The 12,498-nt window shown below is 67.2% G+C and carries 13 protein-coding genes and 1 tRNA gene; 5 read left to right on the top strand and 9 right to left on the bottom strand.

Annotated elements, in window-relative coordinates; translation table 11 throughout:
• Position 1: 1 nt before the first annotated feature.
• Positions 2-652, bottom strand: a complete 651-nt coding sequence (locus tag GO999_RS13100) for a protein-L-isoaspartate O-methyltransferase family protein (RefSeq protein ID WP_197368199.1) — start codon at positions 650-652, stop codon at positions 2-4.
• Positions 653-738: 86 nt separating this feature from the next.
• A complete protein-coding gene (locus GO999_RS13095; RefSeq protein ID WP_211906295.1) occupies positions 739-1,533 on the bottom strand; it encodes a TetR/AcrR family transcriptional regulator in 795 nt (264 codons plus the stop codon).
• 141 nt (positions 1,534-1,674) lie between these two features.
• Between GO999_RS13095 and GO999_RS13090 the strand changes: the two genes are divergently transcribed.
• The 4 genes from GO999_RS13090 to GO999_RS13075 all read left to right on the top strand — a co-directional run bounded on the left by GO999_RS13090 (position 1,675) and on the right by GO999_RS13075 (position 4,707).
• The gene (locus GO999_RS13090) at positions 1,675-1,932 is read left to right on the top strand and encodes a YkgJ family cysteine cluster protein (RefSeq protein WP_043876712.1); all 258 of its coding nucleotides are present in this window, start codon (positions 1,675-1,677) and stop codon (positions 1,930-1,932) included.
• A gap of 14 nt (positions 1,933-1,946) precedes the next feature.
• Positions 1,947-2,543, top strand: coding sequence for a DUF1439 domain-containing protein (locus GO999_RS13085; protein ID WP_118872504.1), 597 nt, complete (start codon positions 1,947-1,949; stop codon positions 2,541-2,543).
• Positions 2,544-2,601: 58 nt separating this feature from the next.
• Positions 2,602-3,483, top strand: coding sequence for an undecaprenyl-diphosphate phosphatase (locus GO999_RS13080; RefSeq protein WP_016723423.1), 882 nt, complete (start codon positions 2,602-2,604; stop codon positions 3,481-3,483).
• A 111-nt stretch (positions 3,484-3,594) separates the two neighbouring features.
• Complete coding sequence (locus tag GO999_RS13075; RefSeq protein ID WP_020831403.1) at positions 3,595-4,707, top strand: NADH:flavin oxidoreductase/NADH oxidase; 1,113 nt, start codon at positions 3,595-3,597, stop codon at positions 4,705-4,707.
• A gap of 15 nt (positions 4,708-4,722) precedes the next feature.
• Here GO999_RS13075 and trmB read toward each other — a convergent pair whose 3' ends face one another.
• The 7 genes from trmB to ubiD form a co-directional block, all read right to left on the bottom strand.
• Positions 4,723-5,478 (bottom strand): tRNA (guanosine(46)-N7)-methyltransferase TrmB, encoded by a 756-nt coding sequence (gene trmB / locus GO999_RS13070; protein WP_020371491.1) that lies wholly within the window; start codon positions 5,476-5,478, stop codon positions 4,723-4,725.
• Between the two features lie 77 nt (positions 5,479-5,555).
• A tRNA-Gly gene (locus tag GO999_RS13065) sits at positions 5,556-5,629 on the bottom strand.
• 356 nt (positions 5,630-5,985) lie between these two features.
• Positions 5,986-6,735 (bottom strand): carbon-nitrogen hydrolase family protein, encoded by a 750-nt coding sequence (locus GO999_RS13060; RefSeq protein ID WP_011000659.1) that lies wholly within the window; start codon positions 6,733-6,735, stop codon positions 5,986-5,988.
• 58 nt (positions 6,736-6,793) lie between these two features.
• Positions 6,794-7,366 (bottom strand): DUF4337 domain-containing protein, encoded by a 573-nt coding sequence (locus GO999_RS13055; protein WP_011000660.1) that lies wholly within the window; start codon positions 7,364-7,366, stop codon positions 6,794-6,796.
• Between the two features lie 42 nt (positions 7,367-7,408).
• Positions 7,409-8,005, bottom strand: a complete 597-nt coding sequence (locus GO999_RS13050) for a ParB-like protein (protein WP_016723420.1) — start codon at positions 8,003-8,005, stop codon at positions 7,409-7,411.
• A gap of 121 nt (positions 8,006-8,126) precedes the next feature.
• Positions 8,127-8,951, bottom strand: coding sequence for a hypothetical protein (locus tag GO999_RS13045; protein ID WP_211906294.1), 825 nt, complete (start codon positions 8,949-8,951; stop codon positions 8,127-8,129).
• A 225-nt stretch (positions 8,952-9,176) separates the two neighbouring features.
• Positions 9,177-10,688, bottom strand: a complete 1,512-nt coding sequence (gene ubiD, locus GO999_RS13040; protein WP_011000663.1) for a 4-hydroxy-3-polyprenylbenzoate decarboxylase — start codon at positions 10,686-10,688, stop codon at positions 9,177-9,179.
• A 536-nt stretch (positions 10,689-11,224) separates the two neighbouring features.
• Here ubiD and GO999_RS13035 point away from each other — a divergent pair.
• Positions 11,225-12,433: a lytic transglycosylase domain-containing protein gene (locus tag GO999_RS13035; protein WP_028852697.1), complete on the top strand. Its 1,209-nt coding sequence runs from the start codon at positions 11,225-11,227 to the stop codon at positions 12,431-12,433.
• The last annotated feature ends 65 nt before the right edge of the window (positions 12,434-12,498 follow it).

Below are 12,498 nucleotides of genomic sequence, written 5' to 3'. Positions count from 1 at the left end.
GTTAGAAGCGGAACTGCGACGGCGCGGGCACACCCGTCAGCGGCGTCACATAGGTTTCGAACAGGTTGCGGGTCTGGAACTCGGTCTCGGATACGCGCGTGATCAGCTGCGCCTCCATGACCGGCGCGCTGCCCACGAAGATCGACAGGCGGCCGCCGACCTTCAGTTGCGCGAGCAGGGATTCCGGTACCGCCGGCACCGAACCCGACACGCAGATGACGTCGTACAGGCTGTTGCCCCAGCCCTGGCCGGCATCGCCCTGGACCACGTCGACGTTGGTCACGCCGTTGCGGGCGAGGTTGTCGCGCGCGAAGGCAACCAGCTCGGGTGCGATGTCCACGGTGGTGACGTGGCGGCCGCGGTGGGCCAGCAGCGCGGCCATGTAGCCCGAGCCCACGCCCACTTCGAGCACGTCTTCGTGCTTGCGCACGGCCAGTTCCTGCAGCACGCGGGCTTCCACGCGCGGGGGCAGCATGTTCTGGCCGCCGGGCAGCGGAATCTCCATGTCGACGAAGGCCAGCGTGCGGTAGGCCTCGGGCACGTACTGCTCGCGCTTGACGATGGCCAGCAGGTCGAGCACGTCGAGATCGAGCACATCCCATGGGCGGATCTGCTGCTCGATCATGTTGAACCGGGATTTTTCGATGTCCATGGGCATGCCTTCCAGGCGAAGCGAATGAGGGTTTGTCGACAAACCCGGCATTTTAGCAAGTCCGGAGGACATTCCGGCGCGGATCGTCATGGCGCGTTGCCTTCGCCGGTGCCCGTGCCGTCCGCGGGCGCCGGCCGCCATGGCTGGCAGGTCAGCGGCGGGGGCGGCGGGACCGTCGTGCCCGGCACCGGGTTGCGCAGCAGGCCGTGCAGCATCAGCGCGACCAAGTGCGCGACGAACGCCTTCGGATCCAGTTCCCGGTGCGAGCACGGGCCGAAGGAGTGCTTCCACATCGTCAGGAACAGCATCGGGGCGACCAGGGCCAGCGTGGTCATGTCGATATCGGTCTCGCGGAACTCGCCGCGAGCCATGCCGCGCTCCAGGATGCGCATGAACAGCCGGTCGCAGCGCTGGATGACCGCTTCGTGGTAGTACTGCGCGAGATCGGGAAAGTTGCCCGCTTCGGCCATCAGCAGCTTGGTCAGGCCCGAGACCGGTGACTCGCCGATCATCTCCCACCAGCCCATCAGGATCTCGTGCAGCAGCGCTTCGCTGCTGCCTTCGAAGGTATCGATCAGAGCCTCGCCCTCGGCCAGCACGGGCAGCAGGTTTTCCTGTACGACGGCCTTGAACAGCTCGACCTTGTTGGCGAAGTACAGATAGACCGTGCCCTTGGACACGCCGGCCGCGGCCGCCACATCTTCCAGCCGCGTGGCCGCGAAGCCGCGCGCCACGAACAGGGACATCGCTGCCGCCACCAGTTCCTGCGGGCGGGCTTCCTTGCGGCGGGTCCAGCGTTTGGTGGAGGACTCGGGATCTCGATCGGTCACGGCGGCAACTGCGGCAACGGAGCCGGTGGGCAGGCTTCGCCACTGACTCACGGATAACTTACTTTTCGGTCATTAATGTACGCACGCTGTGGGGGACGGGTCAAGCGGCATGCGACCCGCTCCGCAGCATGCGTCTCGAATGTGGTGGTGCACAATGGCGGCTTCGCCCCCAACCTCACCGAGCAGACGGTCATGGATTGCCGACCTCGATGCGGCGCCTGTTGCATCGCACCCTCCATCTCCAGCCCGATTCCCGGCATGCCGGGCGGCAAGCCGGCAGGCGCGCGCTGCGTGCAGCTCGATGCCGATGACCGGTGCCGCATCTTCGGCCGGCCGGAGCGGCCGGCGGTCTGCGCGAGCCTCCGGCCCGAACCCGACATGTGCGGAGCCTCGACCGCGCACGCGATGCAGTTCCTGACCCGTCTCGAAATCGCCACCGCGGCGCCATGATCCCGGATTCCGCCATGACCGATCGTTCCGTCCCGTCCACCGTCCGTTCGCCGCGCCTGCGCCGGTGGGCGGGCGCGGCCGCCGTTGCCTTGGCGCTTGCCGCCGTGCTGGCCGCCTGCATGCCCGCCGGCTGGACCGGCGACGGCTACACCTTCTCGCGCGGCCAACTGCAGGACGCGTTGGCGCGCAAGTTTCCGTTCCAGCGCCGCTATCTCGGCGTCTTCGACGTGACGCTCGCCAACCCGCAGCTCACGCTGGACGCCGCCCGCAACCGCATCGCGATCCAGGCCGATGCGCGCGTGGAGAGCGGCCTGTTCCGCCATCCCCTGACCGGTCCGCTCGCGGTGTCCAGCAGCGTGCACTACGATGCGCCGACGCGTTCCATCCGGCTGGACCAGCCCAGTGTCGACCGCTTCGACCTGCAGAACGTGCCGGGTGGTCTGGGGCCCCAGATCAGTGCGCTCGGCTCGCTCATGGCGGGCCAGTTGCTGGCCGACTACGCTGTCTATACCTTCAAGCCGGAGCAGCTGAAAGTGGCCGGCGTTGCCGTCGAGCCCGGTACAATCACGGTTTTGCCCGAGGGGGTGCATGTCCAGGCTAGGCGGCCGTGAGACATGCCGTCCGGCGCGATTCCGTTTCTCTCCATTCTTCCTGTTTCCTCCTGACCGCATGGACATCGCACTCGCCATCAAAGCGCTGATTCTCGGCATCGTCGAAGGGCTGACCGAGTTCCTGCCCATCTCCAGCACCGGCCACCTGATCCTGGCCGGGCAACTGCTCGACTTCAACGACGAGAAGGGCAAGATCTTCGAGATCGTGATCCAGTTCGGCGCCATCCTGGCGGTGTGCTGGGAGTTCCGCCACAAGATCATCGACGTGATCAAGGGCCTGCCCAACGACCCGCGCCAGCAGCGCTTCGCCCTCAACGTGATCGTGGCGACGATTCCGGCCATCACGCTTGCGCTGATCTTCGGCAAGGCGATCAAGGCGCATCTGTTCAATCCGATCGTGGTGGCGTCGGCCTTCATCATCGGCGGTCTGGTGATCCTGTGGGCGGAATGGCGCGAGCGCCATCGCGGCCAGACGCACGATCCGCGCGGCAACGCGCTGCTGGAGGCCGCCAAGGCCGGCGCGCCGCGCGTCGAGACGCTGGATGACCTGCGCATTTCCGATGCCTTCAAGGTGGGCCTCGCGCAGTGCTTCGCGCTGATTCCCGGCACCTCGCGCTCGGGCTCGACCATCATCGGCGGCCTGCTGTTCGGCCTGTCGCGCAAGGTGGCGACGGAGTTCTCGTTCTTCCTGGCGATTCCCGTGATCTTCGGCGCGACGGTCTACGAGCTGTACAAGGAGCGCGCGCTGCTGTCGACGGATGATCTGTCGATCTTCGGCATCGGTTTCGTGGCGGCATTCATTTCGGCGTTCTTCTGCGTGCGCTGGCTGCTGCGCTTCATCGCCTCGCACGATTTCCGCGGCTTTGCGTGGTACCGGATCGTGTTCGGCGTCATCGTGCTGGTGACGGCCTACACGCATCTCATCGCCTGGCAGGCCTAAGCCCCGCATCTCCCCACCGGGCGCGGGCGTTCCGCGCCGTCTGCACGATCGGGCGGATTCGGCCACACTGGCGTTCCCGTTCGCCAGCGACCGCCAGCCGGTCCCCCGATCATGAGCGCGCTCTTCCAGCCTTTTTCCCTGCGCGGGCTTCGGCTCGACAACCGCATCGTCATTTCGCCGATGTGCCAGTACTCGGCCGACCATGGCCAGGCCACGGCATGGCACCAGACGCATCTGGGCGCGCTGTCGCTGTCGGGGGCGGCGCTGCTGATGATCGAGGCGACGGCCGTGTCGCCGGAGGGGCGCATCACGCCCGGCTGTCTCGGGTTGTGGGACGACGCCACCGAAGCGGCGCTGGCTGGGGCGCTGGCCGCCATCCGCCCGCATGCGCAGACACCGATCGGCATCCAGATCGCGCACGCGGGGCGCAAGGCGTCGAGCGCGCGGCCGTGGGAGGGTGGGGCACTGCTGCCGCCGGAGTCGGGCGGCTGGGAGACCATCGGCCCTTCCGCGTTGCCGCAGCGCCCGGAGGAGCGGCCGCCGCGCACCATGACCGAGGCTGATCTCGCGCGCGTGCGCGAGGCCTTCGCCGCCACCGCGCGGCGAGCCGTCGGCCTGGGGCTGGCCGCGATCGAACTGCACGCCGCGCACGGCTATCTGCTGCACGAATTCCTGTCGCCCCTGGCCAACCAGCGCACCGACGCCTACGGCGGCTCGCGCGAGAACCGCATGCGCTATCCGCTGGAAGTGTTCGAGGCGGTGCGCGCGGCGGTGCCGGATGACATTCCGGTCGGCGTGCGCGTGTCGTGCACCGACTGGGTCGAGGGCGGCTGGACGCTGGAGGATTCCGTCGCCTTCGCGCAGGTGCTGCGCGCGCGTGGCTGCGATTGGGTGGATGCGTCGTCGGGCGGTGTGTCGCCGCTGCAGCAGATTCCGCTGTCCAGCGGGTACCAGGTGCCGTTTGCCGACACCATCCGGCACCAGGCCGGCATTCCCACTATCGCGGTCGGGCTGATCAGCGAGCCGCACGAGGCCGAGGCCATCCTTGCCGAAGGTCGCGCCGACCTCGTGGCGATGGGCCGCGCCTTCCTCTACAACCCGCACTGGGCCTGGACGGCCGCAGCCGACCTGGGTGCGACGATCAAGGCGCCGCCGCAGTACTGGCGCGCGTTTCCGCGCCACGCCAAGAACCTGTTCGGCGAGACGCATTTCGGCGCCCGATAGGGCGGGGCCGTCGGGTCAGGCGGCGCGCTTGCGGAACACCACGTCCCACACGCCGTGGCCCAGGCGCAGGCCGCGCTTCTCGAACTTGGTGACGGGGCGGTAGTCGGGGCGTGGGGCGAAGCCGTCGGCGGTATTCTCCAGCAGCGGCTCGGCGGACAGCACTTCCAGCATCTGGTGGGCGTATTCCTCCCAGTCCGTCGCGCAATGCAGATAGCCGCCCGGCCTGAGGTGTGCCGCCAGCCGGGCCACGAACGGTCCCTGGATCAGGCGCCGCTTGTTGTGGCGCTTCTTGTGCCACGGGTCGGGAAAGAACACGTGGATGCCATCCAGCGTGCCTTCGGGAATCATCTGCGCCAGCACCTCCACCGCATCGTGCGAGACGATGCGGACGTTGCCGATGCCGCGCTCGCCGATCAGCTTGAGCAGCGCGCCCACGCCCGGTTCGTGCACCTCCACGCCCAGGAAGTCGTCATCGGGGCGCAGCTGCGCGATGTGCGCGGAGGTCTCGCCCATGCCGAAGCCGATCTCGAAGATGCGCCGGGCGCCGGTGCGGCCGAAGGCCGCTTCCCAGTCGAGCGGCGCGGCGGCATAGGGCAGCAGGAAGCGTGGCCCGAGTTCATCGATGGCACGCTGCTGGCCGGTCGAGGTCCGCCCCGCGCGGCGCACGAAGGAGCGGATGCGGCGCGGATGGCCGACTTCGGCGGCGGCCGTGTCTTGCTGTTCCGGCGTGGTGTCGGCGGGGCCGGTGCCCGGCTGTTCGTTGGGCTGCATGAGGATGTTCGTGCCGCATGCCGCGCGACGGCGGCGGACAACAAAAAAGCCGCCGAGGGCGGCTTCAGACTGTTCGGTGGAGCGGGCGATGGGAATCGAACCCACGGCTCTAGCTTGGGAAGCTAGGGTATTACCATTATACGACGCCCGCGTAGTCCGCCATTCTATGCGGGGTTGTGCCGATTGAGCAAGCGAGAGGGGGCGACGACGGCGCAATAAGTGATACATAAGCCACTTGTATTGCTATGTCTGCTGACGTCGCTGCTCGTCGGTGGGGAGCGGACATTGTCGCGGCGTGCCAGGTTCCTATTGGCTAACAGGTTGTCCCCGGTGTTTCGGGTCTGCCAGTCTGGCACACGCGCCGTGCCGTAGTGCACACCAGAACGATGTCGCCGAGACAACTGCCCGGCGGCCAGTCGCTTCGACCTGAGTTTGCGAACTTGGGTCAGGGGCAGCGCGGATGGGGCGACCAGTTTGGCTCTCAGGCTTGGAGACCCCACGCCCGCATCACCCCAACAAAACAACCTCACCCCGCCAACCGACGCCAGTCCTGTTCGCGATCACCAGCGCCGGGCCGAGCCCATCGGCGGCAATGACACAGCGGCCGTTCTCGTCCCAAAACGCACTCCTGCCGATCGGCGACCAGCCGCCGGTGTTCGCGCCGTGGTTCGCCATCAGAACGCCGAAGCGGTGCTGCATCGCATATCGCTGCAGCAAGGCGGTATCCGTGGCGTAGCCCTTTGCTGTGATCAACGCGCTCGCCGTGTACAAGACCGCTCCGATACCGGACGCCTGTTCAGCGTGCTCGGGATGGGTGGTGTCCGCGCAGATCGCGAGAGCGATGGTTTGGCCGTCGACCGAAATGGGCGGCCCGCCTGCTCCGGCTGTGAAGACAGCGCCTTCTCCCGGATGCAGGTGCCGTTTCGTGTAGGTCACCACCTTGCCGTCCGGCATCAGCGTCAGTGCGCCGATCCGCACGCCATCGTCAAAGCGCAATGGCGCGCCGACGACGGCGGCCAGCCCGTTTCGGACGCATGCATCCTGCAGGGGAGCGAGGCGAGCATCGTTGGCGTGCATTGCGACTTCGTGTGCGATCGCGCTTTCGTATCCGGTGAGCGAGAGCTCGGGAAAGACGACAAGGCGCACATGCCTGGCCGCGGCTTCGTGCAAGAAGGCCAGATGCCGGCCGACGTTTCCTCGCACATCGCCGGCGGCGGAAACGGATTGGGCGGCGGCTATGGTGAAAGGCTGTGACATCGTGGTTCCGACTGGCAGCAGGCAGACGGTACATCCGCCTCCGCCGATGCCATGCCGTTCAGAGATGCAGCAACGCCATCACCGCCAGCATCCCACCCAGCGCACCGATCCCGTAGGAGAACCCCAGCAGCCACCGACGCCGCGTCAGCAGCGTGATAGCCGCCAGCGCGATGGAGACCTGGATGGCCACCAGGGCCTGCGCCCAGCGGTGGTGGTGGTGCACCGCCACCTCGCTCGCCTTGTCGGCCTCGCCGGCGGCGCGCTCGTGGGTTTCCGCGGTCTGGCGGATCTGTTCTTTCTCGGTGCCGTAGCGTTGCGCTTCGCGCTTGGCCGCCTCGTGATCGACGCCCGGCAATTGCCCGGCCAGCTCGGCGATCGCCTGCTTCTGCGACTTGGCCTGGTAGTAGGCCCACTGGTTGGAGGCCTCGGTCTTGTGGATGGCCGCCTCGTTCTTCAGCAGCAGCGCTTCGTTCTGGGTCGCGCCGCCCTGGTAGCCGAAGATGGCGCCGGCGGTGGACAGGATGGCCGTCATCACGGCGATGCGGCCGGCGAAGCTGTCGGGGCCTCCGTGTTCGGCGGCATGGTCCAGCACGTGTTCGTGGACGCCGCGCACTTCAAACTCTTCTGCCATGTTTCGGCTTGCTCCCTCTGTCGTGTCAGTCGTGTGTTGTCGTTACTTGCCGTTGTACCCCGGCAGGGCTTTGGCGAATTTGCTTTTTGCCAGCGGCAGCGCGGCGTGGACGGCTGCCTGGAAATCGGCCAGCAGGTCCTCGATGGGGATCGAGCGGCGGAAGAAATCGGCCCACACGAACTCCGCAAAGGCGGTCGGCGTCTTGTCGTAGCCGCCGGCGTCGCGCACATAGCCGGCCAGCGACCGGTAAGGATCGTCGACCAGCTTTTCCAGGTGCTTGGGGATGCTGGCGTAGTAGTGCCGCACGCCGTGCTCGTCGAGCGGATGGACCCACAGGTTCTGGTCCATCGCTTTCCAGAAGTCGTCCTGGCTGTGCTGCGACAGGTCGGCTTCGACCATGAAGTAGCCGGTGGTCACGCCGGCATCCAGCGCCGCGCGCCCGAGATGGTGGTGGTCCGTGATGTACAGCTGTCCGCCCGGGCCGAGCACCGCCGGGATCGGATGCGCCTGCATGAAGGCCTGCTGGTCGGCCGGTGCCATGGCGGCCAGATGCGTCTTCTTGGCCTGCACCTCGATCATGCCCACAGTCAGCTGGGTCGGGCGCAGATCGTGGATGCGGGATTCGTGGAGCTTGGGCATGGCGTTCCTCCGCCGGTTGTTGTGCTGCCCGCGCCGGCGCGGGTCCGGGCAGCATAGCAACTTCCGCCGGCACGCGCACCCGAGGGATGGGCTGCACCGCGGCGGGGCACGCCGGGCACCGCTAGCTTCGGCGGCGTGTCAGCGCCAGCATGGCGGCATCGACGAAGCGGGCGGCGGTATGCTCGCCGACCTTCGGCGTGGCGACTTGGCCGCTGGCGGCAATCGCCCGGCACAGCGACGTGGTGTCTTCCCGGCAGGCCCGCAGCAGCGGCATGACGGTGCCGGCCGCGTGGCCGAAATGCGCAATCGCCAGCCGCATCAATTCCACCTTGATGACGCTGGGCAGCACGTCGGCAAGCTCGGGAGGGATGGACGCTGCCCGATCGGCTGCGGGCGTCGGATCGGCCTCGGGCGGGCAGGCCAGCGGCTCGTTGGCGGCTTCGATGTTGCCGACCGGCGCGGCCAGGGTCTGCAGGCCGAGCGTCATGCCCTCCAGCGGCGGGACCGTGGGAACCTCCGTGTCGGCCGTGTCGGCCGTGTCGGCCGTGTCAGCCGGGTCAGCAGGATCGGCCGGATCGGCCGGATCGGCAGGATCGGCGGCCGGCGCCTCGGCCTCGGGCAGGTCGTTGAACAGCGGCTGCTCGAAATAGGCGACCGGATCGAATGACGCGTCCGGCCCGGTGTGCGCAGTCAGCGGATCGGCGGCGGCCTTCTCCGGTTCGCCGGCACCGCCGAGCACGTCGATCATGCCGGCGCGCTGCAATTCCACCAGCAGGGTGTCCAGGTCGGGCCAGTCGCTCAACATCTGTTGCAGTTGCTCGATCGTGCGGGCGCCGTTGATCAGGATCAGCAGATGGCGCTGGCGTACCTGCAGCGCATGGCTGCGCGCGGACAAGGCTTCGCGGCCGTCATCCGTCTTGATCAGGACGGTCGTCTTGGCAAGCATTGTGGCTCCCCGGTGGTTTTGCGGTATGCCCGGCGTCTCGGTGCGCACCGGTGCATGCAGTACGTTAGTCAGCCCGTCTGTGCGGCGCCATCCTACGATCGGTCGAGCGCCGGACGCAAGCAGGTGAACGATCGGTCCAGCTTCGCCGGGCCTTGGGCGCCGGCGCTATCCCGTTCGCGATCCGGCTGGCTGTTTGCCCGCAGGTCGGCGCGCCAGGTCGCGCCATTATTGAAAGAGGGTTTCCCACATGGCATCCACCCTGGATTTGACGGCAGCATCCATCACGATCGGCTGGCCCCATTCGCGGGTGGTCTCGCCGGGCCATTTGTTGGTGGCATCGATGCCCATTTTCGAGCCGAGGCCCGATACCGGCGAGGCGAAGTCCAGGTAGTCGATCGGCGTGTTCTCGACCATCACCGTGTCACGCGCCGGATCGACACGGGTGGTGATGGCCCAGATGACTTCCTTCCAGTCGCGCAGGTCCACGTCGTCGTCCACCACCACGATGAACTTCGTATACATGAACTGCCGCAGGAAGCTCCACACGCCGAACATCACGCGCTTGGCATGGCCGGCGTACTGCTTCTTCATGCTGACCAGCGCCATGCGGTAGCTGCAACCCTCGGGCGGCAGGTAGAAGTCGGCGATTTCCGGAAACTGCTTCTGCAGCAGCGGCACGAACACCTCGTTGAGCGCCACGCCCAGCACGGCGGGCTCGTCGGGCGGCTTGCCGGTGTAGGTGGAGTGGTAGATCGGGTCGCGCCGCATGGTGATGCGCTCGACCGTGAAGACGGGGAACCAGTCCTGCTCGTTGTAGTAGCCGGTGTGGTCGCCGAAGGGGCCCTCGAGCGCATGCTGGTAGCCGCTCGGATGTGCCGGGTCGGGCTGAATGTGGCCTTCGAGCACGATCTCGGCCCCCGCCGGCACCTGTAGTTGCGCCTGCGCGAGCGAGGGCGTCAGGCACTGCGCGAGTTCGGTCCGGCTGCCGCGCAGCAGGCCGGCGAACTGGTATTCGGACAGCGTGTCCGGCACCGGCGTCACCGCGCCCAGGATGGTGGCGGGATCCGCGCCCAGCGCCACCGCGATGGGGAAGGGCTGGCCGGGGTGCGCGATGGCGTGCTCGCGGAAATCCAGCGCGCCGCCGCGGTGCGCCAGCCAGCGCATGATGACCTGGTTGCGGTTGATCACCTGCTGGCGATAGATGCCCAGGTTCTGCCGTTTCTTGTGGGGGCCGCGCGTGACCACCAGGCCCCAGGTGACCAGTGGCGCCGCATCGCCCGGCCAGCAGGTCTGCACGGGAATGCGCGACAGGTCGACATCATCCCCCTCCAGCACGATCTCCTGGCACGCCGGCGACGACACCTTGCGCGGCGCCATGTCCCACACGGCCTTGGCCATCGTCCACAGCTTGCCGGCCTCGCGCAGGCCGCGTGGCGGTTCGGGCTCCTTGAGCGCCGAGAGCAGGCGGCCCACGTCGCGCAGCTCGTCGAGCGACTCCGCCCCCATGCCCAGCGCCACGCGGCGCGGCGTGCCGAACAGGTTGGCGAGCACGGGCATGTCGTATGTCTGCGCGCCGTCCGCGGGGCGCTCGAATACGACGGCCGGGCCTTCCGCGCGCAGCAGGCGGTCGCAGACTTCGGTCATTTCCAGCCGCGGCGACACTGGAACACGTATCCGGCGCAACTCGCCGATGCGTTCCAGCTGGGCGAGAAAATCACGTAAGTCCCTGTATTGCATGGAAGTTTTGTAACGAGAGGTAAGGAGGACGGACGATGTCGCGCCCGTTCGCGATCCCGCAAACAGGCGTCCGTACGCGAATTTTTTGGCGTAGGCCGGGTGGGCGGGATTGTACGGCCAAAAGTGCGCGGCACCCTGATGACAGAACGAACGGCAGGTCACCGGGTCACCGCCAGGCGGGTCTCTTCATAACTTTCTTGTATAGAAAAGTGTTCTTTTATGATTGACTTGGAATAACGCGCTTCCTACAATCCAATCCGATCTGGCAATTGTTGCAACGCAACACGTTTTCCGTTTATCGCTTTCGCCCATCTCTCATCCATATCGGGGCGACGCCAGAGCACTTCAGCATCGCTGCGGTCCGTGTCCTCCCCAGGGTACGCGCCGCTTTTGTCTGGGCACCAGGGGAGTGCCCCCAACAGATGCCGGCTGACTGCAACAGCGCGGCATCCTTACTAAAAACCGTTGCGATCGAAACGTACGGCGCTGAGCGAAGCAAAAGCGCCATCGGATCTGTGCAGCGGACGGAGGTAAGTATGAACGGTTGGAAAACCCTTCATTCTTCCGGGATCGGACTGGCGCTGCAACGCCGGCTCGTTGCCCCGGTAGGCCGCCGCCTAGCGCGTGCCGGTCAGTATGCGCTGCCGCGTAGGCTGCGCATGGAGTTGAACGCAGGGGGCGCGGTTGCGCCCCGTCATGAGTGGCATCCTGGCATCCAGCTGTTGTTCCGCGGCGGGCACGTCGCGCTCAACAGCATCGGCGTGGTGGCGGTGGCGGCCGCGGTCGCACTGTCGCTCAACAGCGAGTGGCGAGCGATGGTCGCGCAGCGCGTCTTGCATTTCACGCCCGGCATGGAGGTCAGCCTGGCCGCCAATACGCCATCGCCAGCCGTCGCGGCTAACGTGGAGCGGGTCGCCTTTGCACCCGCGGCACCGTCCGCCGATACCGGTGCGGCGCAGGCCGCCGCGCCCGCAGCCGAGGTGGCGCAGGCCGGTCCGGCTGCGGCTGCCGGCTGGGACACGTTGTCGCACGTGCCGTCCGTGGCCGATCTCGCGGCGCAGATCCCGAACACACAGGTCGTACGCGACGCGCGGGATTCGGCGACCGCCGGTACACCGCGCGAGCAGGCTGCCGTGGCGGAATACATTGCCCGCAAGTACCGTGTGGCGGCCACCGCCACCGGTCAGCTGGTGAAGGCGGCCTATCAGACCGGCAAGGAAGTCGGCCTGGATCCGCTGCTGATCCTCGGCGTGATGGCCATCGAGTCCAGCTTCAATCCGTTCGCGGAAAGCGGCATGGGCGCGCAGGGCCTGATGCAGGTGATGACCAAGGTCCACCAGGACAAATACGAAGTGATGGGCGGCGTCGGTGCCGCGCTCAACCCGTATGCCAACATCAAGGTCGGTGCGCTGGTGCTCAAGGATTGCATCGCCCGCGCCGGCTCGATCGAGGGTGGCCTCAAGCTGTATGTCGGCGCCGTCACGCAAGGTGACGGCGGCTACGGCGGCAAGGTGCTGCAGGAGCGTTCGCGTCTGCGTCTGGTGGCCACTGGCCGCAAGTCGCCGGTGACGATGGCGTCCGAACGCGAGTCCGCCAAGCCGGCCGCGGTGGCGACGCCGGTGGCACCGGCATCGCAGACGCAGGCTGCCAAGCCTGTCGCGAAGCAGCCCATGGCCGGCCAGCAGGAAGAAGCCAGCCTGGTCGACGACAAGGCGCACAGTCCGGAACGTCAGGGCCAGGCTTGATTCCGAGCCCCGGCGCCATGGAAAAAGAAAGGCCGTCGCTTGAACTGCACCCCAAAAGTTGGACA

This window comes from Ralstonia nicotianae (genome assembly GCF_018243235.1).
Taxonomy (GTDB): Bacteria; Pseudomonadota; Gammaproteobacteria; order Burkholderiales; family Burkholderiaceae; genus Ralstonia; species Ralstonia nicotianae.
Note: the sequence above shows the minus strand (reverse complement) of the source record. Positions and strands in the feature narration are given on the sequence as shown.

Coding starts and splice junctions, on each gene's coding strand:
- GO999_RS13045 (WP_211906294.1), bottom strand. CDS start 8,951: ATGCTTGCCAAGACGACCGTCCTGATCAAGACGGATGACGGCCGCGAA.
- trmB (WP_020371491.1), bottom strand. CDS start 5,478: ATGCAGCCCAACGAACAGCCGGGCACCGGCCCCGCCGACACCACGCCG.
- GO999_RS13075 (WP_020831403.1), top strand. CDS start 3,595: ATGAGCGCGCTCTTCCAGCCTTTTTCCCTGCGCGGGCTTCGGCTCGAC.
- GO999_RS13035 (WP_028852697.1), top strand. CDS start 11,225: ATGAACGGTTGGAAAACCCTTCATTCTTCCGGGATCGGACTGGCGCTG.
- GO999_RS13085 (WP_118872504.1), top strand. CDS start 1,947: ATGACCGATCGTTCCGTCCCGTCCACCGTCCGTTCGCCGCGCCTGCGC.
- GO999_RS13100 (WP_197368199.1), bottom strand. CDS start 652: ATGGACATCGAAAAATCCCGGTTCAACATGATCGAGCAGCAGATCCGC.
- ubiD (WP_011000663.1), bottom strand. CDS start 10,688: ATGCAATACAGGGACTTACGTGATTTTCTCGCCCAGCTGGAACGCATC.
- GO999_RS13060 (WP_011000659.1), bottom strand. CDS start 6,735: ATGTCACAGCCTTTCACCATAGCCGCCGCCCAATCCGTTTCCGCCGCC.
- GO999_RS13050 (WP_016723420.1), bottom strand. CDS start 8,005: ATGCCCAAGCTCCACGAATCCCGCATCCACGATCTGCGCCCGACCCAG.
- GO999_RS13080 (WP_016723423.1), top strand. CDS start 2,602: ATGGACATCGCACTCGCCATCAAAGCGCTGATTCTCGGCATCGTCGAA.
- GO999_RS13055 (WP_011000660.1), bottom strand. CDS start 7,366: ATGGCAGAAGAGTTTGAAGTGCGCGGCGTCCACGAACACGTGCTGGAC.
- GO999_RS13090 (WP_043876712.1), top strand. CDS start 1,675: ATGGATTGCCGACCTCGATGCGGCGCCTGTTGCATCGCACCCTCCATC.